General features: G+C 61.0%; 22 protein-coding genes and 1 pseudogene. 12 read left to right on the top strand and 11 right to left on the bottom strand.

Annotated elements, in window-relative coordinates:
• Positions 1-19 precede the first annotated feature (19 nt).
• Positions 20-1,075, top strand: a complete 1,056-nt coding sequence (locus tag VGG22_15425; GenBank protein HEY1729764.1) for a tartrate dehydrogenase — start codon at positions 20-22, stop codon at positions 1,073-1,075.
• A 16-nt stretch (positions 1,076-1,091) separates the two neighbouring features.
• Here the strand turns inward: VGG22_15425 and VGG22_15420 are convergent, their stop codons facing one another.
• The gene (locus VGG22_15420; GenBank protein ID HEY1729763.1) at positions 1,092-1,505 is read right to left on the bottom strand and encodes a hypothetical protein; all 414 of its coding nucleotides are present in this window, start codon (positions 1,503-1,505) and stop codon (positions 1,092-1,094) included.
• Positions 1,506-1,550: 45 nt separating this feature from the next.
• On the opposite strand from VGG22_15420, the gene VGG22_15415 reads away from it, so the two are divergent.
• Both VGG22_15415 and yihU read left to right on the top strand, forming a co-directional pair.
• A complete protein-coding gene (locus VGG22_15415; GenBank protein ID HEY1729762.1) occupies positions 1,551-2,588 on the top strand; it encodes a hypothetical protein in 1,038 nt (345 codons plus the stop codon).
• 13 nt (positions 2,589-2,601) lie between these two features.
• Positions 2,602-3,489 (top strand): annotated as a pseudogene (gene yihU / locus VGG22_15410) (sulfolactaldehyde 3-reductase).
• On the opposite strand, the gene VGG22_15405 reads toward yihU, so the two are convergent.
• The gene (locus VGG22_15405) at positions 3,486-4,820 is read right to left on the bottom strand and encodes an amidohydrolase (GenBank protein ID HEY1729761.1); all 1,335 of its coding nucleotides are present in this window, start codon (positions 4,818-4,820) and stop codon (positions 3,486-3,488) included. The pseudogene yihU and the gene VGG22_15405 overlap by 4 nt on opposite strands.
• Positions 4,814-6,412, bottom strand: a complete 1,599-nt coding sequence (ggt, locus tag VGG22_15400; protein ID HEY1729760.1) for a gamma-glutamyltransferase — start codon at positions 6,410-6,412, stop codon at positions 4,814-4,816. The genes VGG22_15405 and ggt overlap by 7 nt, the downstream gene beginning before the upstream one ends.
• 46 nt (positions 6,413-6,458) lie before the next feature.
• Between ggt and VGG22_15395 the strand changes: the two genes are divergently transcribed.
• A complete protein-coding gene (locus tag VGG22_15395; protein ID HEY1729759.1) occupies positions 6,459-7,304 on the top strand; it encodes a VOC family protein in 846 nt (281 codons plus the stop codon).
• Here the strand turns inward: VGG22_15395 and VGG22_15390 are convergent.
• The 3 genes from VGG22_15390 to VGG22_15380 are packed head-to-tail and all read right to left on the bottom strand — an operon-like array spanning position 7,282 to position 11,731.
• Positions 7,282-9,048 carry a tetratricopeptide repeat protein gene (locus VGG22_15390; GenBank protein HEY1729758.1) on the bottom strand — a complete coding sequence of 589 codons (1,767 nt, stop codon included), beginning with the start codon at positions 9,046-9,048 and terminating at the stop codon, positions 7,282-7,284. The genes VGG22_15395 and VGG22_15390 overlap by 23 nt on opposite strands.
• 27 nt (positions 9,049-9,075) lie before the next feature.
• Positions 9,076-11,001, bottom strand: coding sequence for a bifunctional diguanylate cyclase/phosphodiesterase (locus tag VGG22_15385; protein ID HEY1729757.1), 1,926 nt, complete (start codon positions 10,999-11,001; stop codon positions 9,076-9,078).
• Between the two features lie 37 nt (positions 11,002-11,038).
• Entirely contained in the window at positions 11,039-11,731 is a 693-nt protein-coding gene (locus VGG22_15380) for a FecR domain-containing protein (GenBank protein ID HEY1729756.1), read from the bottom strand.
• A 104-nt stretch (positions 11,732-11,835) separates the two neighbouring features.
• Here VGG22_15380 and VGG22_15375 point away from each other — a divergent pair, with 104 nt between their 5' ends.
• Positions 11,836-12,597 (top strand): SDR family NAD(P)-dependent oxidoreductase, encoded by a 762-nt coding sequence (locus VGG22_15375; GenBank protein HEY1729755.1) that lies wholly within the window; start codon positions 11,836-11,838, stop codon positions 12,595-12,597.
• Here the strand turns inward: VGG22_15375 and VGG22_15370 are convergent.
• The 5 genes from VGG22_15370 to accB all read right to left on the bottom strand — a co-directional run bounded on the left by VGG22_15370 (position 12,594) and on the right by accB (position 18,397).
• Positions 12,594-13,922, bottom strand: coding sequence for an MFS transporter (locus VGG22_15370; protein ID HEY1729754.1), 1,329 nt, complete (start codon positions 13,920-13,922; stop codon positions 12,594-12,596). The genes VGG22_15375 and VGG22_15370 overlap by 4 nt on opposite strands.
• Positions 13,923-14,032: 110 nt before the next feature.
• Entirely contained in the window at positions 14,033-15,181 is a 1,149-nt protein-coding gene (locus VGG22_15365) for a thiolase family protein (GenBank protein ID HEY1729753.1), read from the bottom strand.
• Complete coding sequence (locus tag VGG22_15360; protein HEY1729752.1) at positions 15,178-16,608, bottom strand: pyruvate carboxylase subunit B; 1,431 nt, start codon at positions 16,606-16,608, stop codon at positions 15,178-15,180. The genes VGG22_15365 and VGG22_15360 overlap by 4 nt, the downstream gene beginning before the upstream one ends.
• Positions 16,605-17,960: an acetyl-CoA carboxylase biotin carboxylase subunit gene (accC, locus tag VGG22_15355; GenBank protein ID HEY1729751.1), complete on the bottom strand. Its 1,356-nt coding sequence runs from the start codon at positions 17,958-17,960 to the stop codon at positions 16,605-16,607. The genes VGG22_15360 and accC overlap by 4 nt, the downstream gene beginning before the upstream one ends.
• Positions 17,957-18,397 (bottom strand): acetyl-CoA carboxylase biotin carboxyl carrier protein, encoded by a 441-nt coding sequence (accB, locus tag VGG22_15350; GenBank protein ID HEY1729750.1) that lies wholly within the window; start codon positions 18,395-18,397, stop codon positions 17,957-17,959. Before accB ends, accC begins: the two co-directional genes overlap by 4 nt.
• A 117-nt stretch (positions 18,398-18,514) precedes the next feature.
• Between accB and VGG22_15345 the strand changes: the two genes are divergently transcribed.
• From VGG22_15345 to VGG22_15315, 7 genes are read left to right on the top strand one after another with little or no spacing between them, the layout of a single operon-like run.
• Positions 18,515-19,228: an FCD domain-containing protein gene (locus VGG22_15345; protein ID HEY1729749.1), complete on the top strand. Its 714-nt coding sequence runs from the start codon at positions 18,515-18,517 to the stop codon at positions 19,226-19,228.
• A complete protein-coding gene (locus tag VGG22_15340; protein HEY1729748.1) occupies positions 19,225-20,490 on the top strand; it encodes a hypothetical protein in 1,266 nt (421 codons plus the stop codon). Before VGG22_15345 ends, VGG22_15340 begins: the two co-directional genes overlap by 4 nt.
• Before the next feature lie 41 nt (positions 20,491-20,531).
• On the top strand, positions 20,532-21,359 hold the full coding sequence (locus VGG22_15335; GenBank protein HEY1729747.1) for a transporter substrate-binding domain-containing protein: 828 nt from the start codon (positions 20,532-20,534) through the stop codon (positions 21,357-21,359).
• 1 nt (position 21,360) lies between these two features.
• On the top strand, positions 21,361-22,017 hold the full coding sequence (locus VGG22_15330) for an amino acid ABC transporter permease (protein HEY1729746.1): 657 nt from the start codon (positions 21,361-21,363) through the stop codon (positions 22,015-22,017).
• A gap of 6 nt (positions 22,018-22,023) precedes the next feature.
• Positions 22,024-22,668 (top strand): amino acid ABC transporter permease, encoded by a 645-nt coding sequence (locus VGG22_15325; protein ID HEY1729745.1) that lies wholly within the window; start codon positions 22,024-22,026, stop codon positions 22,666-22,668.
• Positions 22,668-23,438, top strand: coding sequence for an amino acid ABC transporter ATP-binding protein (locus VGG22_15320; GenBank protein HEY1729744.1), 771 nt, complete (start codon positions 22,668-22,670; stop codon positions 23,436-23,438). Before VGG22_15325 ends, VGG22_15320 begins: the two co-directional genes overlap by 1 nt.
• The gene (locus VGG22_15315; GenBank protein HEY1729743.1) at positions 23,435-24,601 is read left to right on the top strand and encodes an aminotransferase class V-fold PLP-dependent enzyme; all 1,167 of its coding nucleotides are present in this window, start codon (positions 23,435-23,437) and stop codon (positions 24,599-24,601) included. The genes VGG22_15320 and VGG22_15315 overlap by 4 nt, the downstream gene beginning before the upstream one ends.
• Positions 24,602-24,603: the final 2 nt, after the last annotated feature.

Genomic DNA, 24,603 nt, shown 5'->3' with positions numbered 1-24,603 from the left:
CTAGGCCGACAAGCGTAGCGTGAAATCGTACCGAATCGCGACGATCGCCGGCGACGGCATCGGCAAGGAAGTTGTCCCCGAGGGCATTCGCGTCGTCGACGAGGCGGCCAAGAAAGCCGGGATCACGTTCGAGTGGGACGCGTTCCCGTGGAGCTGCGAGGTCTTCGCGGCGACCGGCAAGATGATGCCGGACGATGGTCTGGCCCGCATCGCGCATCATGACGCGATCTTCTTAGGCGCGGTCGGATGGCCGAGCGTCCCCGATCATGTCTCGCTGTGGGGCTTGCTCATCCCGATCCGCCGCGCGTTTCGGCAATATGCCAATTTGCGGCCCGTCCGTCTCATGCCCGGAATCGAATCACCGCTCGCCAACCGCAAGACCGGCGACATCGACTTCTGGATCGTGCGTGAAAACAACGAGGGCGAATATTCATCGATCGGCGGACGTCTCAACGAGGGCACCGACGACGAGCTCGTCGTGCAAGAATCCGTCTTCACGCGGCGCGGCGTCGACCGGATCTTGCGGTTCTCGTACGAGCTTGCACGCAGCCGGCCCAAAAAACATCTGACGTCGGCAACGAAATCGAATGGCATCACGATTACGATGCCGTACTGGGACGAGCGCGTGCGGGCGATGGCGCAGAATTATCCCGACGTGAAAACCGATCAATATCACGTCGACATCCTCACCGCCCATTTCGTTCAGCATCCTGACTGGTTCGATGTCGTCGTCGGCTCGAATCTGTTCGGCGACATTCTTTCAGATCTCGGACCTGCCGTCACCGGAACGATCGGTATTGCGCCGTCCGCGAATCTCAATCCGGAGCGCGAGTTTCCATCGATGTTCGAACCGGTGCACGGATCGGCACCCGACATCGCCGGAAAGCGCATCGCCAATCCGATCGGTCAAATCTGGTCGGGCGCGATGATGCTCGAGCATCTCGGTTATCCCGATGCGGCGAACGCGATCGTGCAGGCGATCGAGAAAGTGCTCCAAAGCGGTCCGCGAACACGCGACATCGGCGGAACGGCCAGCACCGAGGACGTCGGCAAAGCCATCGCCGCGGCGCTCTGAGCCAAAACGAGCGTCTTCACGGCGTACTGGACCGGCCTCGAATCCTGAAGGGCGCTATCTCTTCGACTTTCACCCCGGCGGTGTTGCGCGCAATGATGCGCAACGGATACGCTCGGATGAAGAACGGCGGAACGTCGAGCATATGAAAGCTAAACGCAAAGTGGCCGACGGTTGGCCGAGGAACGCTGAAATCGAAGAGATTCGTGAATATCTCGATGCTCGCCGTATTGGATGACGCAACGATCTCGCCGCTCCAATCGTTGCCGAGCGCGACGTCGAGACTCGAAAACCGGACCGCTTGAATTTGCGGCAGCGCGTTCGGCGCCGCGACGATCGGCGTCGGCCAAGCGGCCGGTGCTTGTGGGGCGACGATGACATTCGAAGGGACGCGCGGCGCACCCGATGCGCATCCGCTCGTTGCAATGCACACAATCGCGAGCCAGGAGAACCAGTTACCTAGCCGGTAGCTGGGGACATGTCGATTGCGCCGCCGCGCAACGCGACGCTGGATCTCGCGATCAGCGTCATCGGCCTTTGGCTGGCCAGTGGTTTTCTTTGGGATTCCTGGGCGCATTTGCACGTTCCGGTGGAGACCTTCTTCACGCCGTATCACGCAATCTTCTACGCCGCGATGGTCGCGGGCGCAGCCGTCCTGGGCGTGGCGGCACTCAGAAATCGCGCGCAGGGCTTTCACGGCTGGAATCTCGTCCCCAAGGCATATCAAATCGCGCTCGTCGGCGTCCCGATCTTCTTCATCGGGGGCGTCGGCGATCTGATCTGGCATACGATTTTTGGTATCGAGGACCGCGTCGACGCGGTGACGAGTCCAACGCACCTGATTATTGGAATCGGTGTCCTTACCGTAACGAGCGCCCCGATTCTCTCTGCGCTCGAATCGCGCTCCGATCTACGGACGCTGTGGTCCCAACTGCCGTTGATTTTCTCGCTGGCAACCTGGATCGAGTTCGTGCACCTCGGAATGGCATACGCGTTCGATCCGTCGGCTGCGCGGATGTACACACCGCCGGATGCCATTGTCTACTCACCGGACTACTTCACGAACACCACGCTGTTCTTATACAAAACCGGCACTGGCGTGGCGGTAATCATCTTGCAAACGCTGATCGTTATGCTCTTTGCGGTCTGGCTTGCGACACGATTTCGACTGCGCCCCGGCGCAATGACGATCTTCTTCGTGCTCGGTAACTGCATCATCGCCGCCGCGCTCACGAACGATACGCCGATGCTGCTCACGTACATCGTAATGTCGCTTGCGGCCGGAATCACAGCCGACGCGATCATCGCGCGCTCCCCAACCTTGCCGCTTGCGGGACGGTGGCTGCATGCCTTCGGTTTCGTCATCCCGGTCGCGTATTACGGTGCATATTTTGTAGTGACGCTCGCGACGGGAGGCGTTTGGTTCGATCCTCCTTTACTCGGCGGAGCGCTGGTATGGGCAGGTGTCTGCGGGCTTGGCGTGAGCTTCTTGCCCTCGCCGCAGGCGGCACAATAACTCCGGCAAAAAGCTCCGCACCATGCAGAAAATCGCATTCGTCGGACTCGGTACGATGGGCGGACCGATGGCGCGCAATCTCGTGCGTGCCGGATACGCGGTACGCGCGTATGATACAAACCCCCAGGCTGTAGCAAAACTCGTCGGCGACGGCGCCGTCGCGGCCGCGACGCCGGCAGAGGCCGCGCGTGACGCCGACGTCGCGATCACGATGGTTCCCGACTCGCCGCAGGTAGAGGATGCGCTGCTCGGTGCCAACGGCATTGCAAGCACGCTGCCGCAATCGGCCATCTACATCGATATGAGTACGATTGCGCCGTCGGCAACCGACCGCTTTATCGCAGCCTTGCAGAAACGCGGAATCGAGATGGTCGATGCCCCCGTCGGCCGTTCACCGCAACACGCAGCCGACGGAAAGCTCCTGATCATGGCCGGCGCAACGCCGGCTGCACTCGAGCGCGTGCGTCCCATCCTCGAGCGAATGGGTGATACGATCATTCATTGCGGACCGCCCGGCATGGGCTCGCGCATGAAGATCGTCAACAATTTCATGTCGGTTACGCTCAATGTGACGACGGCCGAGGCGCTGACGCTGGCCGAACGCAGCGGCTTGAACCCCGATATCGCGCTCTCCGTGATGTTAGGGACTACTGCCGGGCAAGGCCACATGTCGACGACGTATCCGGCCAAGGTATTGCGTGGCGATAGCACACCCGGCTTCGCAATCGATCTTGCCTATAAGGATCTCGGACTGGCGCTCGATCTTGCGCGTGAAGTCGGTCTCGACGTTCCGACCGCAGCCGCGGCCCGTCCGATTTATGATGCTGCACGTAAAGATGGGCGCGGCCGTGAGGACTGGACTGCGCTCTACACCTATGTGCGCAACGGCAAGAAAGGTTAGGGAAACCGCTCCGTCCTGTTGAGCGCGCGCATCTTTGCAAGATATTCGTCGCGCGTGAGCTTCGGTTTGAATCCGGCGATGACGCTCTTCGCGCGTTCCGCGTCGCCGGACAACAAGTCCACCAGCGTGTGCGCCATCGCCTTCGCGGGCGTGATGTAGGCATCGATCGGATCGACGATCCGAAAATCGACGGTGTGATTCGCGCCGCTGCAACCCCCATGGTTCGGATGGAGCACCGGCATCACGTGACAGAGGTCGCCCGCATCTGTCGAGGCCGAATTGGTGGGTGACTCGCCATAGCGTGCGGATCCGACCAGCTCGACCGCATTTTCGCGAAACACCTCACCAAGCTCGCGATTGACGGAGAGCGGAAGATATCCCGACAGCGTTCGTATCTCGACGGCGGCCCCGAGCGCGAGGGCGCCCGCGTGCAAGGAACGATCGATTTTTTCCGCCGCCTCGTCGATCGCTTCGAGCGACGCACCCCGAACGAACGTCTCCAAGCGCACGTCGGCGGGAACGACGTTGATTGCATCGCCGCCGCGCGTAATGATCGGATGAACGCGTATGTGGTCCTCGTCCCGAAACGTCTCGCGCTGCATGTGCATGGCTTGCATCGCCAGCACCGCCGCGTTGAGCGCGTTGATCCCGCGATAGGGTGCATTGCCCGCGTGAGCGGCTCGTCCAATGAAGCGGGCTTGCTTCGCGACAAACCCATTGTAGTTCCAGGTCGTCGAAAGCAGATTGCCGTTTGGCGTGCCGGACGCGTGCACCATCATTGCGAGGTCGATGTCATCGAAGACGCCGTCCTTCAGCAGTTCGGGCTTGCCGCCGAGAAACTCGACCTTTCCGCGGCGCGCGAGATCGGTGCGCCATTCCAAATCGACGTATTCTTCGGCGGGAACCGCGAGAAAAACGATCTCACCGGCAAGATGCGCGGCTGCGTCACTTTCGACGAGCGCGGTTGCGACGCCGAGAAGATGCGCGAGCTGCGCATTGTGTCCGCAAGCGTGTGCGACTCCCGTCGCCGGATCGGCATTCGGATGTCCGGGGACCGGCAATCCGTCGAGCTCGCCCATTACGCAAACCGTCGGGCCGGGTTTCCCAAGACGCAAGCGCGCGCGCACGCCGGTCAGCGCCAAACCCTCTTCGACGGTAAGATCGAGCCGCCGTAGCGCCTCTGCAATCCGCGCAGAGGTCCGTTCCTCGCGAAAACCTATCTCCGGATGCGCAAAAACATCGTTGCCGAAATGGGTCAAAGATTGCGCGTGTGCATCGATGATCGACCCGAGCTTGGCCTTGAGCTCCCCAAGTGGTGGGCTCGCTAGCATCCCAGCGCGTATGTTTCGCGGCGTGGATCGGCCGCGGCTTCGCGGACGTTCGCCGCGTTGATCGCGATGATGCCGGCTCCGCCGAACGACGCGCTGTGAGCCGGGAAATCGACGACGCGATGTCCGAGCGCTGCGAGAGCGGCGCGTACGTCCGAAGGAACGCTGCGTTCGACGTTCAGGTCGCCCGAGGGCGTCACAAACCAGCGTGGCGCATCGATCGCACGTTGCGGCTCGAGACGGTCGTCGATCAAACGCGTCAACAACTCCATATTCGTGTAGATCTGACTTGGACCACCGGGTGTGCCTAGACAGATTGCGGCACGACCTTCTTTGCGCAGGAGCAATGGGTTCAGCGTGTGCATCGTGCGTTTGCCCGGCTCGAGTGCATTGGGGGAAGCCGGATCGAGTGAAAAACCAGTCATCCGGTTGTTGAGCAAGGTCCCCGTCCCCGGGATCACTTCCCCGCAACCGAATATGTGATAGACGCTCTGCAACAGCGATACCGCGTTCCCATCCGCGTCGACGACGGCGGCGTAGCTCGTGTCGGAACCTGCTCGCGCAAAGAGATTTGCAGGTTCGTAGTTGCGCGCGTGCGCCGGATCGATCTCCTTCGCGCGTCGTGCCGAACGGCTGCGATCGAGCAATTCGGGGACTGCGCGTTCGGAAACAAATGCCGGATCGCCGAGATGACCGCGCACGTCGCTCATCGCAATCTTCATCGCTTCCACCTGGAAGTGGATCCGTTCTGCGCTCGAGTCTTCGAGATCGGCAACCGGGAAATGCTCGAGGATTTGCATCGCCTCGAGTACGGCGAGACCGACCGAAACCGGCGGCTGCCCGATCAACTCGTAGCCACGATATGTCGACCTCAGCGGCTCGCGCCATTCGGCTTCGTACCCGGCTAGATCATCGGCACGCAAGAAGGCTCCGGTCGCTTGCGCGTATTTGTCGAGCGCTTGTGCGAACGCGCCGCGATAAAAACTCTGTGGACCTTCGCTCGCGATGGCTTCGAGCGTACGCGCAAGATCGGTTTGAACGAGAACTTCGCCCGCGCGCGGAGCGCGTCCGCTCGGATAGTAGATACGATAGGTTTCCGGGAAGCCTCGCAACGTATCTTCGTTCTTTGCCAGCGTCGAGGCGAACAGCGCCGAGACCGGAGCGCTACGTGCAAGCTCGATCGCGGGAGCCAGAACCTCGCCGAGCGTTAGGCGGCCGAAGCGCGCGATCGCGCGGTACCAGCCGTCGACGGCTCCCGGGACGGATGCAGCACGCAACCCCAGATGTTCGATGCCGTTCGGGAACGCATCGCGCGTTGCAAGTCGGGGCGCCGCTCCGCTTGCATTGAGCGCAAAGACTTCGTTCGTTCCGGCTTGCGCGAAGAGCAAGAACAGATCGCTACCAAGAGCGCATGCATCCGGCTTGAGCACTGCCGCAGCAGCAGCTATCGCAATCGCGGCGTCGATCGCGTTGCCGCCGGCCTCCAACATGCGCATGCCGGCTTGCGCGGCAAGCTGATGACCCGCAACAAGTGCCGCGTTTCTTCCCATGATCGTCGGCCGTGTCGTGACGGCGAATGACGTACCGAAACTCATCTCTCGAAGGCTCCTACATATCGCTCGGAGCAATATCCTCTCGACGATGTCCCAATCTGAGCCGATTCTCGACCATGTCGTCGTTGACGTTCGCGATGGCGTCGATGACGCGGTCACGCTGTTTCGACGGCTCGGCTTTTCGCTTACAGCGCGTGGCTACCACACGCTCGGTTCGGTCAATCATCTGGCCGTCTTCCAAACGAACTACATGGAACTACTCGGTTGGGAAGGCGGCGCCGCGAATGCGCGTCCGGAGCTCTCGCGCTATCCCTTCGGTTTGAATGGGCTTGTCTTTCGGGCGAACGACGCCGACACGCTGACCGCATCGTTTGCGACTGCAGGATTGCCGGCACAACCGCCGCTCACGTTTTCGCGGCCGGTTCGTCTTCCCAACGGCGCGCAAATGGAAGCGCGCTTTCGAACGGTACGCTTTGAACCGGGAGCCTTCGGATCAACGCGCCTCTACTTCTGCGAACATTTCACGCCCGAGCTTGTCTGGCGACCGGAGTGGCAGCATCACGATAACGGCGCGCTCGACATCGCGCGCGTCATCGTCCAAGCCGCGCAGCCGCATCGCCTCGGTACGCTCTTCGCGACGATGTTCGGTGAAGCAGCGACATCGCTCGAAGGCGATTCTTGCGTCGTGCGCGCGAAGGGCACGCGCATCGAGATTATGCCGCGCGCCGAGATTGCGCACGCATTTCGGGACGCCGCGCCCGACCTCGGGGGTCGCGATGAAGCGATGGCGGGCCTGACGATTCGGACCTCGAGCCTTGCGACCACGGCTGCCGCGCTTTCCGCCGGGTCGATCCCAACGATGCAAATCGGCAACGAACGTATTTTGGTTCCGGCCGGAGCCGCTTTGAACGTTATGCTCGAATTCGCTCCGTAGCTTCCAGCTCGGCGCGAAGCTCGCGAAACAACCCTTTCCAATCATTGGGTGCGTGTTGCCGGAATAACCGCATCGTCGGATACCACGGAGAATCGGTACGCCGCAGCTGCCAAAGCCAGTAGCTGCCGAAACCATTGAGAAGCCAAACCGGCTTTCCGAGCGCTCCCGCGACATGTGCGACCGCCGTGTCGACGGTGACGATCACATCCAGCGCGGAAATCGCCGCCGCAGTGACGCCAAAATCAGTAAGCTCGGGAGCGAGATCGATGATCGGCAGCGCCTGCAACGGTTCGTGCGTGCCTTTCTGCAGACTGATCCAGCGCACGCCTTCGACGTCCGCCAGTTCCGCAAATTGCGCGACCGGCGCGGAGCGATACCGGTCCAGCAGATGGCCGGGACTTCCCGCCCAAACAAGACCGATCTTCAGATCGTCCCCGAGCTCCGCAAAACGCTTCTTGAAACGCGCGGTAAGCTCGTGTGACGCAAGAAGATACGGTACCGTCCCCGGAATGTTCGTTTCGTTGACACCTAAGACGAAAGGCAGACTACACACCGGCAAATGCGCGGTGAACGTTTCCAGGATCGCGGGATCGCAACGGTCGGCGACGACGCGAACGTCGGTCCGTTCCTTGAACAGCGGCATCAACTCGGCCGGAACCTCGACCACAACCTCGTTTGTCCGAGCCGCAGTCTCGGCAAAGAACCGCGACGCCATCACGAAATCACCCAGACCTTGCTCGCGCGCGATCAAGAGCTTGCCGCTCAGCCGCTCGCCGGTCCATATCGGAAGGCGCGCTCGATAAGGGAAATGGCCGCGCATGTGCGGATCGGCCTGGCGCCACTCGGCCTCCGGCCAGCCCTTTGCAAGCTCGCCCGCGAGCAACAGTCCCATCCCGTAGTTCACGTGCGCGAGCGGGTCCCGCGGCGCAAGCTCGACCGCGATCTTCCCGCACGAGAGCGCGTCATTGATGCGGCCGAGGCGTTGAAAGAGGACGCCGAGATTCATGTTGGCCTCGTGCCGTTTCGGGTCGAGTAATGCGGCACGCCGGAAGTAACGCTCGGCGGCGGTATAGTCGTTGCGCTCGCACTCGGCTTGTCCCATGAGGATCGTCGCCAGCACGTCGTTCGGATTGCGCGAGAGCACTGATTCGCAAGCCCGCGCGGCTTCGTCCGGACGGTGTAGCGCGATCAACGAATCACCGAGCGCGTGATACGCCTCGATTTGATCCGGCTCGCGCACGAGGAGACGACGCAAAACGACGATCGATTCTTCGTAACGCCCCGTCGTATTGAATGCGACGCCCAGGCTCAGCGCGGCAGTCGCGTTTTCCGGCTCGCGACGCAGGACATCTTGAAAGACGTCGATCGCGTCGTCGTAGGAATTCTGCTGGTAGCGCGCGATCCCAAGGCGCAGGCGCGTTTCGATATTTCCGGGTTGCACGCGCAAGATCTTGCGATATGCGTTCGCAGCTTCTTCGAAGCGTTTTTGCACTTCGAGGACTTTGCCGAGGTTGAAGAGTGCCGCAAGATTCTCTTTCGAAGATGCAGCGGCAAGAATGAACAGACGCTCCGCCTCGGGGTAATCACGCTGCGAAAAAGCAATCGCGCCCGAAATGTTTAACGCTTCGGAGTCGCCGCCGGCGCCGGCCAGCACCTCGTCGCAGAAGCGCTTGGCTGCCGTCAAGTCGCCCGCGCGGAACGCCGTCGCCGCACGCTCCAAAAGATTTCGCCCTCGCTGCTTCACGAGTTATACCTACCCACTGAGGTGTAGTTACGAAGAGCGACGACCCGCTCGAACTCGAGCTTGTTGCGGCGCGGGCTGCGTAGCAGCTAGCTTCTTCGAAATCAGCTCGGGTGTCTGCGAGGCGGCGAATAGGAAACCTTGCGCGTGACGACACCCGAGTCGCACGAGCGCGTCGGCCTGCCGTTGATGTTCGACACCCTCCGCGATCACTTCGACCTCGTACGACGCAGCTAGTTGTGTCAACATCTTGACGATTGGCTCACTTCCTAAACCACCGCTCCTTCCGTGAATGAAGGAGCGATCGATCTTGAGTGAGTCGATCGGAAATTCTTGAAGATAGCGCAGCGACGAATAGCCGGTGCCAAAGTCGTCGATGCAGAGCTTGACGCCCAAACCGCGTAAGCCGACCAGCGCCGCGTTCGCATAGTTGCTGCTGCGCAAGATTGCGTGCTCCGTGATCTCGATCGTGAGTTCGGCCGGTTCAATCCCGCGTTCGCGTAACAAGTGCTCGACGAAGGGCACGACGTCAGGTTGTAAGATCTCTTGCACGCTCAGGTTCACGTGCAACGAGAACGGGCGCCCTTCCCGAATTCGCATCCACTCCGCGTAGCGCCGGCATGATTCTTCCAAAACGAAGCGCCCGATCGGAACGATCGTGCCGACCTCCTCTGCAAGTGGAATGAACTCACCAGGCGAGACTTTGCCGAGCGTTGCATGGGCCCATCGAATCAAAGCTTCGACGCCGACCATCGTTCCATCGTCCAAGGAAACGATCGGTTGATACTCGACCGTGAATTGGGTGCCGTCGACGGCATCACGCAAACCGCTGATCAAGCCCAAACGGCGCGCGGACTGCGAGTGCATTTCGGCATCGAACAGTGCCTTGCGCGACCGTCCGCTCGTCTTTGCAGCATACATCGCGACGTCGGCTTCACGCAGCACATCCGAGATCGTTACATGACGTTGTTCGAGAATCGCGATGCCGACACTCGCGGACGCAAAGACTCTGCCGTCCTCGTGCTCGATTGGTTGGATGATCTCGTTGATCATCGAATCGACTTGATCTTGGATCTCTTCTGAGTCTTTGCGATCGCGCAGCAGCACGGCGAACTCGTCGCCGCCGAGCCGCGCCACGACGTCGCTGCGCGAAGTTGTTGCGCGTAGGCGCTCTGCAACGCGCAGCAAAACCAGGTCACCCGCCAAGTGTCCGAGCGTATCATTGATCGTTTTGAACTCGTCGAGATCCACGAACGCAACCGCGTTGGTTCGGCCGGCGATCGTGCCCGCGCGCAGCGTAGCTTCGAGCTCTTCGGCAAAAAGCTGGCGATTCGGAAGGCGCGTGAGCCCGTCGTGCGTGGCTTCATAACGCAGCTGCGCATGACTAGCCTCGAGCAAACGCCGCCGTTCGATTTCCGCCGCGTGGGCGCGAGCGTTTGCGAGCGCAAGCCCGACCAAGTTTACGAAGAGCTGCATCGAGCGCAAGGTATCGCGTGGCGGAATCGTGCCGTCTTCCGGACCGTCGACGCCCATGTACCCGAGCATTCCACCCAACCGGTCGCGCAACACGAACGTTAGCGAATCGCGCTCGTGCCACCGTTCCGGAGCCTGACGCGGCGCATCCGCGGGAAGATCGCCCGAATAGATCGAGCGCGACCACTGCGTGTCGGTCTCGGCGGCAATGAAATAGCAAGATTCAAAGACTTCGAATTCGCGCTTGAGGATGGCGCGTATCTCGTCGCGTCCGACGCGTTCGCCGATGCGCTGCGCTGTTAAGCTTTCGGGCCAACCCTGCATGACGCGGCGTTGCATCGGCGCAGATGCATCCTCGGCGGCGACGATCGTAACATATTTGAAATGAAACAGATCGCGCACGGCGGATGCAATCGAATCGAGACCTCGGTCGAGATCTTCTGCTTCAAGAATATCGCGCGTTACGGCAAGGAGCCGCGCCAACGGTGCCTCGAGTGGAATTGAGGCCATTCTTACCCGCCTAGAGCTTGATCGGCCAGTGAAAGCGGGGTTTGGGCGACGGTCGCGGTCGCGGAATGTATGTCGACAACCCCGCGTCGATGAATTCTTGCAAGATCACCGGATTCGTCTCTTCGACCGTCACTCGTCCGTTGGCACGAATGCGCAACGTTTCGTTGTTGAGAATCGCGAAGTCGTTTCCACCCACGTCGGCGACGATATCGCCGGCACCGCAGTCAAGACACGTGAGGATGTCGCCGCTTAGGCTGTCCGCGAGCAGCGCGGTCGTTCCACGAATCGCGATCCGCGCGAAACGCGTCGAAACGACGTATAGCTCGTTGCCGTCGTACGGTTGATGAATATCGAAGCGTAAGATCGAGGCATCCGATGGAAGACGAATCGCCGAGCCTTCCCATACGATCGGATCCTGATGCCGGCGCACGTGCTTGCGTTTCGAAAAGTTGGCGTGCACCTGGATGACGCTGTTTCCGCCCAGCGTCACGCGCGAGTCATCCGGAAAATCGAGGACGGCAATCGACTGCGCTTGCGTCGACGCGTACGCGTCGCTATCGAACGGATGCGAGATCGAAACCATCGTCACGGACGACGACGTGCTGTTCTGATATCCGACGTAGCCGGCAAGCCGTTGCAGCGTCATATCGCTCGACGTTCCGCCCGGAAGAGCCCCGGCGAGCAGCACGACAGATGCAAACAAAACCGCCGCTATAGACCGCACCAGCGCTGCTCCTGGGTCCCGTCGTTTCCTTCCTTCTAATGGACCCGAGGTTTGCGAGGGCTTAATGAACGAACAGCGCGAGCATGGATCTCGGGCTGAGTGGCAAGATCGCCCTGGTCACGGGCGCGGCGAACGGAATCGGACGCGCCGTCGCGCAGGCACTAGCAAGCGAGGGCGTCCGCGTCTATCTCGCGGATTTGGATGCGAGCGGGGCCGCCGACGCGGCTGATTCACTGCGTTCTAATGGAGCGGCTGCCGAGGGGGTCGGTCTCGACGTCGGCGACGCGAACTCCGTGCAAGAAGTCTTCAGCCGCATTCGCAGTCGCGAAAAGCGTCTCGACGTGCTCGTCAACAGCGCCGGGATTCTGAGAACGAGCACGCTCGGAGACTCGACGCCCGCCGATTGGGAGGTGCTCTCACGCATCAACGTCGGTGGCGTGTATTTGTGCTGCAAAGCGGCCGTCGATATGATGAGCGGACAACGCTACGGAAAGATCGTCAATCTTTCTTCGATCTCCGCGTTCAAAGGCGGAGGATCGGTCGGGAACGTGCTTTACGGCGCGAGCAAAGCCGCCGTCATCGCTCTCACCAAGGGATTCGCGCGCGAATACGCACCGCTCGGAATCAACGTGAACGCCGTCGCGCCTGCGGTCACCCAGACGCCAATGACCCAGGATAGCTTCTCGAATCTCGAGCTCCGCGCGCGTGTCGAGCGCAGCATACCGGCCGGAAGAATTGCTGAACCTTCCGAGATTGCTGGCCTAACGCTGTTCCTCGTCTCCGATCTCGCCGCGTACATCAACGGCTCGATCGTCGTGATTGACGGCGGTTTGCTGACCGCTTAGCCTGCGCCGGCCGCCGCGATGGCGGAGTCGCCGCTTGAGGGAACCGGCATGTAGAACTTGCGCATGGCCAGGAGCGATGCCAAGCTAACCACGGCGACGATCACCATATAGCCCGCGACCAGCCACGGAGTACCGCTCGTCTTCAACAGCGCCGTCGCGATAATCGGCGTTAAGCCGCTCGCGAAGATGCCTGAGAATTGATAGACAAACGAGATGCCCGTGTAACGCACGCGCGTGTCGAACAGCTCACTGAAGAGCGCCGCTTCCGGTCCGTAAATCGCCGCGTATGCGATTCCGAACGGAATTGTGATCGCGAGCCACGCCCAGCCCACGCCTTGGCCCATCAGCCAAAACGCCGGATAGGCAAGGATGCCCGTTGCGATTACGCCGGCGCCGAAAACCTTGCGCCGCCCGATGCGATCTGAAAGCCGCGACCAAAACGGGATGAAGAAAATCATCACGATCGCCGCAATCGTTACCGCGTTGAGCACGTCGGTGCGCGGATACTTCAGCGTTCCAGCCATGTATGCGATAACGAACACCGCGTATATGTTGAAGCCGACGCCTTCGATGTAGCGGATCCCCATGCCGAGGATCACGTTTAGGCTATAGCCGCGCCATAGCTCCGCAAACGGGACCGTCGCAATCTGCTTTTGCTCTTGCACCTGCTGGAAGAGCGGCGTCTCGAAGATCCGCAAACGAATGTAGATACCGATGATAACGAGCACCGCGCTGAGCGCGAAACCAATGCGCCAGCCGTAGTTCAAGAAATCATCCGACGACAAGCCGTGCGAGAGAAGAGCGGTAACGGTCGTACCGAGTGCGAGACCAGCGGGAACCCCGATTTGCGGCCAGCTTGCGTAGAAGCCGCGATCGCGGTCCGACGCGTGCTCGGCGGACATCAAGACTGCGCCGCCCCACTCTCCGCCCAGACCGAAACCTTGCACCATGCGCAATATCAGCAGTAGAATCGCAGCCGAGGTTCCGATCGCACTATACGTCGGCAGAAACGCGATCAAGAACGTTCCGACGCCCATGATCAAGAGCGTCAGGATCAGCATGCTCTTTCGTCCGATACGATCGCCGAAGTGTCCGAAGACGACTGCACCGATCGGTCGAGCGATGAATCCGACGAACGACGCGGTGAACGCGAGCAGCGTTCCGACAACCGGATCGAACTGCGGAAAGAAGAGCTTGTTGAACACGAGCGCTGCCATCGTGTTGTACAGGAAGAAGTCGTACCACTCAACCGTGGTGCCAACCGTGCTCGCCAATGCGACGAGCCGAATATTACTCGTTCCTGTAGCGGACGAACGTACTGCCATGGTTCCCCTCCCGGCTATACCGGTACGGACATTTCCGGCCGGCCCTGATTATCCTCGTCTAACGACCAAGCTACCGATAGCTACCACTCCCGAGGGGTCGAGCTCGCAGGCTAGACGCGCTCGAGCGCGATGCTCGCCCCCTGGCCTCCATTGCCGCAGATCGCGGCAAGCGCGTAACGTCCACCCAATGTCTCGAGCTGATGGACGGCGTTTAACAACACGCGAATTCCCGACATGCCGATCGGATGCCCGACGGCAATTGCGCCACCCCAAACGTTGACGCGTGCGCGGTCGATCTCGAGATCCCGAATGCAGGCCAACATCTGCGCGGCGAACGCTTCGTTGATCTCGACGAAATCGAATTGATCGATGCGCATGTTGAGCTTCGCGAGCAGCTTGCGCGTCGAGGCTACCGGAGCAATCGCGTAGTCTTTGGGATCGATGGCTGCGATCGCCGTCCCGATGATTCGCGCTTTCGGTTTCGCGCCAATTCGCTGAGATGCTTCGGAAGACGCAAACACGATGGCTGCAGCGCCGTCGGCAAGACCGCATGCATTACCGGGCGTCACGGTGCCTTCGGGATCGAACGCCGGCCGGAGTTTTGCGAGGGCTTCGAGCGCGGAATCCGGACGCGGATTCTCGTCGACGCCCAGCGGCGTGAGGCCCGAAATTATTCCGGCGTCCGCGCGCGCGGCGTTTGCCTTTGCCCAGCGCTGCTGACTCTCGAGCGCATACGCATCTTGTTCGGAGCGCGAGATCCCGTAGCGTGCTGCAAGCTCGTCGCACAACTTGCCCATGTGTTTTCCGCACATTGGATCGATGAAGCCGTCGGCAAACATGGCGTCGACCAGCTCGGACGTTCCCATGCGCGCACCCCAGCGCGTATCGAACGACAGATGGGGAACGCTCGACATGTGTTCGACGCCACCCGCCAAGACGACGCTCGCGGCGCCAGTCTCGATGGCTTGCGTTCCGTTGATCACCGCAAGCATTCCCGACAGACAGGCTTGCTGCACCGTATACGCAGGCGTCGTGTGCGGCAGCCCACCGCCGACTGCCATCAAGCGTCCCGGATTCGGCCCGTTGCCGGCTTGACGCGCGAGTCCGACGATCGCCAAATCGACGTCGCTTCCGGCGATGCCGGTCGCAGCGATCGTTTCGCGCACCGCGTGCGTGCCGATGTCGCGGGCGCGGAGCTTCTGGAGCGCGCCGCCGAATTTGCCGATGGGCGTTCGCACGCCGCCAAGAATTTCGATCACGATTTCACCAAACGGAAAGAAGCAATGTCGTCGCGGCCCGAAAGCTCGCGTACAAGTGTGAGTAGCGGCGTTCGATCGACGGCGTAGGCTCGCTGAATCGGCCCCGCCGCTTTGAGCGCGTCATATTGATCCGCACTGTAGAACACAGCCAAGAGCAGATCGTCGTCGGAGTCGAACGGCCCGCGCTCGCGACGAATGCGCTCGAGGGTCGGCGGCAGCAGGTCGCCCGGGCGCTCGGTGACGACACGTTCCCCGGCCGTGATCCGATCGTAGAGGTTCGGCTCGACGGGCGCGGCCAGCTCGCCGTAGTAGCCGAGCACGTAACGTCGCACTTCATCGGGAATCGTCTTGTAGCGCTCCCCGCCGATGACGTTGAGCGTCGCCTGCGTCGCGACGAATTGCGCGAACGGACTCACGATGATCGGATAGCCGAGATCCTTTCGGACGTGCGCCATCTCCGCGAGAATCGCTTCGAGCTTGATTTCCATTCCCATATCGCGCAGTTGGCTGCGCAGATTCGAGATCATACCGCCCGCAACGTGATGCTCGTAGTGAAACGGGTCGTACTCGAGAACCTCGCCAAGCGGCTTGCCCTCGCGCTCGGCGACGTACTTGAAATGCTCGCGCACGGGCTCGATCAAATCGAGATCGAGATCAACGCCGTATCCCATGCGCCGCGCGTTGCTCGCAACCCATTCCGTCGACGGTTGCGAAGCGCCGTTGGCGAGAACTGACGTCGCCGTGTGCACGGCGTCGACACCGCAGCCAATCGCCTCGAGCGCGGCAAGCGGTCCAAGACCCGTGAGACAATGCGTGTGGAGCTGCAGCGGAAGCGCTCCAATCGCCGCTCGCAAGGCCGGAACGAGCGTCCGGACGCGCTCCGGCGTCAGGAGTCCACTTGGATCCTTGAGATACAGCGCATCGACGCCGAGCGCGACGATCTCACGCGCTTTCTTGGCGTAGTAGTCGTCGGTGTGCACCGGACTGATCGTGTAGACGACGCCGGCTGCGACATAGAGTCCCGCCTCTTTGGCGGCGCGCACCGAGACGACGAGGTTGCGCACATCGTTGAGCGCGTCGTAGGGCGTATGGTAGCGGATGCCGTTGGCTGCAATGCGTTGGGCGTTCAGCTCGACGACGTCGTCCGAGAAAAGCTCGAAGGTGTACAGGCTCTGGCCGCGGGTCATGATGATCAGCGGAGTGCGTGTGATCGCCTCGCTCATGATCCGCATCCGCTCCCACGGGTCTTCGCGCAGGAAGCGCACGCACACGTCGAAAACGGCGCCGCCTTCCAAATCGATCGCTTCGAAGCCGGCGCGATCCAAATAGTCCGCGACCGGAAGCATCATCGCAGTCGTCATACGCGTCGACCACAAACACTGGTGCGCGTCGCGCAGCGTCGTGTCGATAAATTTAATGCTTCTCACGCGACGGCCGTTTTCAAGAACTCGCGCTCGACCCACGTCGTATCGGTCTGATTTGCTATGACGTTTGAATCGCGCAACAAGTTCGCGTGTAGACCGAGCGTCGTACGCGGTCCCTCGATGCGGAAACCAGCGACCGCACTGCGCGCTCGTTCGAGCGCTTGCGCGCGATCTTCGCCCCAGACGATCAGCTTCGCGATCATCGAGTCGTAGAACGGGGGAATCGTGTATCCGGCGTACGCGTGGGTATCGATCCGAATGCCCTCACCCGAGGGCGGGTCCCAAGCCTCGATCGCCGCGGGCGAAGGACGAAAATCACGTTCGGGATCTTCGGCATTGATGCGGCATTCGATCGCGTGCCCGCTCATCCGCACGTCGTTTTGCTGCAAAGAGAGAGATTCGCCGCCCGCGATGCGCAGCTGCTCGGCGACCAGATCGAGACCCGTTATCATCTCGGTCACAGGATGCTCGACTTGAATTCGCGTGTTCATCTCCAAGAAATAAAACGCTTTACTCGATGGCTCGTAGACGAATTCGATCGTCCCGAGACTGCGATAGTTGATTCGCTTCCCGAGTGCCACGGCCGCCGAGGTTAGTTGCTCGCGCACCTCCGAATCCAACACCACGCTGGGCGCTTCTTCCATCAACTTTTGCGAACGCCGTTGCAACGTGCAATCGCGTTCGCCGAGATGAATCACGTCGCGGCCGTCGCCTGCGAGCTGCACTTCGATGTGCCGGACACCTTCGAGAAATCTTTCCGCGTACAGCGCATCGTCACCAAAGGCCGCGCGCGCTTCGGATTCGGCTTCGGCAAAGCGCTCGCCGAGCTCGCGTTCACTCCTCACGACGCGCATTCCGCGTCCGCCGCCACCGGCCGCCGCCTTGAGCAAGAGCGGATAACCGCCCTCATCCGCGATTCGCCGCGCCGCATCGATGCCTGCAAGACGACCCTCGGAGCCCGGAATCGTCGGAACGCCGGCTTTGCGCGCGATAGCGCGAGCGGCAATCTTGTTCCCCATTTGCGCGATCGCGTCAGGTGCCGGACCGATGAAGCTGATCGCGTTCTCTTCGCACAAGCGTGCGAACTCGGCATTCTCTGCGAGAAAGCCGTACCCCGGATGCACTGCATCGCAGCCGGTTCCGAGGGCCGCCGAGATGAGTGCGGGCGCTGCGAGGTAGCTCTTGGCTGCCGTTGCGGGACCGATGCACACCGCACGATCGGCGAGCGTAAGCCAACGTCCGCTGCGATCGGCGTCCGAATAGACGGCGACGGTTTCGATTCCGAGCGCGCGGCAACTCGAGATCACGCGCACCGCGATCTCGCCGCGGTTCGCAACCAGAACACGTTTGATCACAGCGGATCGAAAACGATCAGCGTCTGGCCGAACTCGACGAGCGTTCCGTTTTCGGCGACGATCGCGGCGACGCGGCCCGGCTTCTCGGCTTTGATCGTGTTCATCAGCTTCATGACTTCGATGATGCAAAGCGTATCGTCCGCCGAGACAACGCCACCGACTTGTATGAATGGCGGCGCATCGGGCGAGGGAGCGCGATAAAGTGTTCCAAGCATCGGCGCGGTGAGTGCGAATTGCCCCGGCGCAAGCACTACGCTCGGTGGCGCTTTCGCGGGCGCAGGCGGCGGCTTGGCTTGCGCCGCGGGCAGCGGTGCGCTTGCGCCGCGACGACGCACGTCGAGCTTAAAATTGCCGATTTCGATGTGCACTTCGTCGAGCGTCGATGCGTCGAGGATCGCGAGAATCTTGCGAACATCGTCGTAGTTCAGATCTGCCATCGAATGCGAGCCATGCCCGCAAAAGATTCCGCAGCCCTTCCAAACGGCGTCTTGACAGCACCGGCACCACGGGCTAAATTGGTCTGACCGGTCATACCGGTGGAATAGGGTGGGCCATTGGAAGCTCGGGCTCTCGCGCTCCCAAAGAAAAGTCACCAGCTCGTCGATCGCCTCTTGCAGTACATCAGCTCGGGGGAGTGGGCGATCGGGATGCGTCTGCCTCCGGAGCGCACCTTGGCCTCGAGCCATCGCGTGAGCCGCGCGGCCGTCCGCGAAGCGCTGGCCGCACTACAGCTCGCCGGCTACATCGATACGCGCGTCGGGGACGGCAGTTATGTTGCGAGCGCACCTAAGCCCGACTTCGAACGCGACCGGCGCACCGTGCTAGCCGGAATCGGCATCGCCGAAACGCTCGAAGCGCGCGAAGCGCTTGAGGTCGCGTGCGTACGCCTCGCGGTGCGCAAGGCGACGCGCGCCGATATGGCCAGACTCAACCGCAAGATGCGCGCACTCTCGACGCTGGTGGAAAAGGGAGAACTCAAAGACTACCTGCTGGCCACGCTCGATTTCCATCTCGAGGTGGCCGCAGCCGCACACAATCCCTTCTTGCTAAACGCCGTCGCCGAACTGATCGAGCGCCATCGCAACGATCAGTGGCTCCTACACGAACGCTACACACCACACACCGCGCAAATCTCGTTACGCATGCACGCGGCAATCGCCGACGCCATTCGGCGCAAAGATCTCACCGCCGCCGTTGCGGCGGTCACCAAACACTACGACCACTATCCATTGCTTTCCGTAGCAACTCACAGAGGGAAAATCAAGTGATCAAGGACCTTCCAAGCCAGCGAACCGATCGTTTTGGGAATCCGCTTGCGGCGGGGCTACCGTATGCACGCGGCCGCATCCTGACGAGCACGGAGACCGACTTCAAAAAGCTCGAGCGCGCATGGCGCGTCATCCGTTCGCGCGGTCTCGATAAGGTTTACAACTTTACGGGACTCGAGCACGGCCTCCCGATGGAGCCGGATGAGCTTGCATTCGTCACCGACGAGCTGGCGCCGTCTCTCTATGCGGATCGGCTGCGCGATGCTACGTTCAAACACTTGGGCGGAAAAGCACCTGAGCACGATGTGGCGGCCTTCAATCGCCTCACCGGCGCCACGATTGCAGTTGCCCAGGTAACGGTAAAGCCCGGCGACGTCGTCATCGGAGTTACGGCAAGTCACAGTCATCCCTCGGTCCCTCGCGCGGTGAATCTTGCCGGTGGAACCTTCATCGACACCGTCGGTGCACAGCAGTTCGAGGAAGAGCTGGCGCGCCAACCTCGCGTCGCGCTCGTCATCATGACGCGCCTTGCCGTCACCTACGAAATTCTCGAGCTCGATCAGATCAAACGCGTCATCGCTGCGGCTCGTGCGCGCGGCATCACCGTGTACGCAGACGACGCCGGCGGAGCCCGGGTCGGTCCGGCGATCTTCGATCAACCACGACTTCTTGATCTGGGTGTCGATGCGGTTGCGACGGGTCTCGACAAATACGGAACGCGCGGTCCACGTCTCGGGTTACTTGCCGGTCGCGCCGACTTGGTTGGAAAAGCCCGCGCGCGGAGCTGGGAACTCGCAATGGAAGTGCGCCCGCTGCTCTATCCCGCGATCGTTCATACGCTCGAATCGTATACGCCCGAGCGCGTTCGCGAGCTGGTTGCGTGCACGAAAGGACTAACGGCGGCGTTGCGCTCACGCCTCGGGGACACCGTTTCGGAAACGCCCGTCATCGGAGCACTTCTCGGAGAAGACATCCTGCAAACCGCGATGCGGCGAGCCGGGACGACGACGCCGCCGATCGTTCCATTCGAGGCGACGGCCGCACTCTGCATGTTGCTCTTGGAAAATTACGGTGTGCTGACCGTACACTTTGTCGGCGTGCCGCCCGGCACGGGCGACCTGCTCGTCAAGTTCATTCCACCCGAGACGCTCTCGCGCTTCGGTGGAACACAGGCCTATGTCGACGCGGTCGACAAATCGCTGGACGCGCTCGCGGGCATGCTCGCAAAGCCTCAAGCGTTGAGCTCACTCTATTTCGGTTGATCGACTCTCACCCACGCACTTTCCGCCGAAGGAGGCGCCGCATGTCTAGAATTGTTCGTATGCTCCTTGCTTGTTCGTTGCTCGCCGTGGCTCCATTCACGATGCAGGCCCGTCCGGTAAACGCACAAGCAGCATCGCTTCTCGCCGAGGTCCAGCAACGCGGAACCGTCCGTGTCGCGACGACGACCGGTTCGCCGCCCTTTGCATTTGTCGACAAGGACGGCCAGCTCGCCGGCTTCGACATCGACATCGCCAAGTTGATCGCAAAGGCGCTCTTCAACGACGAAAACAAGATCGAATTCGTCCGCACGACGTTTGACGGTAGATTCGAGACCGTCAATAGCGGCCGGGCCGACTTCGGCATTATGGTGACGACGGTCTATCCGGCGCGCCTTCTGCAGGCGGCCTTCACGGAAGGCTACATCGATTCGGGCAACGGGTGCCTGGTTCGCAAGAACTCACCGCTCCATAGCTTCTCGGACCTGAACAATCCCAAGGTCACGATCGCGTTCCTCAACGTCGATCCGGACCACAAACGGCACGAACTGCTCTATCCGAAATCCAAAGCGATCTATCTTACGCAGCAGGCCGCCCAATACGCCGCCGTCCTCAGCGGACAAGCGCAAGCCGCATGCACGGATCGTCCGTTCTTGGCATGGATCGTCAGCCAACACGAAAATGAGCTGCGGATGCTTCCCGGTGTTACGCAGGGGACGTATAACAATGCCATCTTCATGAAACAAGGCGACTTCCAGTGGTGGCTTTACCTCAACACGCTAGTTCATGAGATGCGGCACGGTTCACTGTACACGGACTACGACAAGGTCTACATGAAGTGGTTCGGCGTGCACGCTCCACCCGAGAGATAACTTGAACGCCTTTGCCCGGCAGCTCGCGTACGTATTTCCACGCCTGCTGCCGGGACTCTGGACGGCGCTCGAGCTTGCGATCATCGCGATCGTGATCTCGGCAATCGCCGGACTTGGACTCGCGCTGCTACGGAATTCGCGTTGGACGTGGATTCGGTGGCTTGTTGCAGCCTATGTCGAGGTGCTTCGCGATACGCCGCTACTCGTCCAGATGTTCTTCTTTTTCTTCGGGCTACCGCTGATAGGTTTGCGGTTATCACCCTTCCAGGCCGCGGCACTGTCGCTCGCGACGCAGCATGCGGCGTTCTTCGCCGAAGTTTATCGAGGCGGATTTCAATCGGTCAGCCGCAGGCACAAAGAGGCAGCCAAAGCGCTTGGGATGGGTTACTGGAAAACACTGCGGCTCGTGACGCTGCCACTTGCGGTCGTACGAACGCTTCCGGCGATCAGCAACGAGTTGGTCCAGATCGTGAAAGACACCTCAGTCGCATCTACGATTGCCGTCATGGAGCTGACACTTCAAGCCCGGACGCTGGCCGAACAAACCGCAGCCACGTCGCTTGCGTTTGTTGCCGTCGCAATTTACTACTTGGTGGTCACGGGCGTGATCACGGTCGGCATGCGCGCGCTGGAGCAACGACTCCGCTTCGCGGAGTAAAGCGCAATGCACGTCATCATCGAGAATGCGCCATATTTGCTCAAGGCTGCCGGAAACACTCTGTGGCTATCCGCTGTCAGCCTCAGCATCAGCCTCGCACTCGGGACGGCAATCGGCGTACTCGCGGCGTTTCGATTCTGGCCGATCGTCATTCTGAATCAGATCGGCGTCTACTCGGTGCGCGGAATCCCGCTCCTCGTGGTGCTGTACTTCATCTACTTCTCCTTGCCGCTGATCCGAATCGACATCGATCCGTACTCGACCGCGGTCATCGGGTTGAGCCTCTATTTCACGTTCTTCATCAGTGAGGTCGTGCGCGGCGCAGTCATTGCGATTCCCCGAGGGCAGATCGACGCCGGGAAGAGCATCGGTCTTTCTTTTTGGGCGCGCGTACGTCTGGTCATCTTGCCAATCGCCTCACGTACGGCCATCCCGCCGCTCATCAACGTTGCGATCATTCTCATCAAAGGAACGTCCTACGCCTCGGTCATCAGCGCTTGGGAGCTCACGACGGCAAGCACCGAGGTCGCGCAACGAACGATCGCCCCCTTCCAAATCTACGGGTTTGCGCTCTTTCTCTATTTCGTTATCTGTTTCGCTCTGACGTCTTTGGCGCGTTCGGCGGAACGCCGGCTTGGATTCCAACACTAATGCCGAAGCTTCGCATCCGCGGGCTGCGCAAATCGTTCGGAGACCTCGAAGTTTTGCGCGGGGTCGATCTCGATGTCGAGAGCGGCGAGGTGCTCGCGATCATTGGAGCGAGCGGCTCGGGTAAGAGCACGATGCTGCGCTGCATCAACATCTTGGAAGACTACGATCACGGCACGATCGAGGTGGACGGCGAATCCGTTGGATACACGGTCGACGCCCAGGGAAATCGACGCAAGCGCCGCGAGCGTGAGAACGAGCTGTTGCGCACGCGAGTCGGCATGGTCTTTCAATCGTTCAACTTGTTTCCGCACCTGCGAGCCCTCGACAACGTCACGCTTGGACCTATTCACGTCAAAGGCGAGTCGCACCCGGATGCGACCGCGCGCGGGCGCGAGTTGCTTGCGAAAGTTGGTCTGGAACACAAGGCGCACGAACACGTCGCCAACCTATCCGGTGGGCAGCAGCAGCGCGTCGCCATCGCGCGTGCCCTCGCGATGAGCCCCAGCCTGATGCTGTTCGACGAGGTTACGTCCGCGCTCGACCCTGAGCTGGTCGGCGAAGTTCTGCAAGTCATGCGAAGTCTTGCCGAAGAGGGCATGACGATGCTCGTTGTGACGCACGAGATGCACTTCGCGCGCGACGTCGCCGATCGAATGGTGTTCTTTGCCGACGGGACGATTGTCGAGGAGGGAATACCTCGCGATCTCATCGATCGCCCGCGTGACGAACGTCTCCAGCGGTTCATGCGCCGATTTTCCGCGATCTCATGATGACCGCCTACGACGTCGATGCCGTCCGTCGCGAGTTCCCCGTCACGGAGCACATGCTGTATCTCGACTCAGCGTTTCAGACGCCGCTTGCAAGGAGCGTGCGCGAACGGTTGATGTCGTTTTACGACGAAGCTCATTATAATGCTGGGCCAAAATCTGTGTGGCTCGAGCGCCTGGCCGGCGTCCGTGCGAAAATCGCCGAGCTGCTCGGCGCAGATTCTTCCGAGATCGCTTTCACTAAGAACACGTCCGAGGGCCTAAATATCGCTGCACACGCGCTGCGATACGATCCCGGCGACAACGTCCTCCTCGTTGAGGGCGAGCATCCTAATAATACATGCGCCTGGCTCGGCCGCCGCAAAGCGGGTCTCGAGGTGCGGCTCATCCCGGAATCGCGCAAGTGGGTCGACGCTGAAACGTTCAAACGATTCGTCGACGCACGCACGCGCGCAATCTCCATATCGCACGTCATGTTCCACAGTGGACAGCGTAATGATCTCGAACGGCTCGCGTCGTTTTGCCGCGAACGCGACATCAAACTTATCGTCGATGGAATGCAGTCGATCGGTGTTCTTCCCGTCGACGTCAAGAAGCTCGGAATCGCGATGTTCGCAGCCGGCGCGCACAAAGGTCTTCTGGCGCCGCAGGGTATCGGCATACTGTATTGCGACAAAGAGCTCGCGGCGAACCTCGAGCCCGAATATTACGCGCTCTCTTCGCTGGCGAATCCGCCGGCCGATCTCGTCGTCGGCCCGGGACCGTTTGAATTTGCCGACGGGGCACGACGCTTCGAACTTGGCAACTACAATCACGCCGGCGTTCATGCGCTCGACGCCTCAATCGACCTCATCCGGAGCGCCGGCGTGCCTGCCATCGCCGAGCACGTCCTAGATCTCGGCGATCGATTGATCGGACACCTCGACGCGCTGGGCATAGGTCTCGTCGGACCACGTGAACGCCGCTATCGCTCGCACATTTATGTCCTGGCGCTGGATTCCGGCGTTTGGCTCCAGCATCTTGCGCAACATAATGTGCGCGCCTCGCAGGTTCGCAATGGGATTCGCATCTCGTTTGCCATGTTCAATACGGTGCAGGATGTCGATCGCTTGGCGGATATTCTTAGTCAAGGGCACGCATCCAGGAGCGTAAACCGGGCTGGATGAAG

This window comes from Candidatus Baltobacteraceae bacterium (assembly GCA_036489885.1).
GTDB lineage: Bacteria > Vulcanimicrobiota > Vulcanimicrobiia > Vulcanimicrobiales > Vulcanimicrobiaceae > JAFAMS01.
The sequence above is the reverse complement of the archived record's forward strand: the minus strand, read 5'-3'. Positions and strand labels throughout refer to the sequence as shown.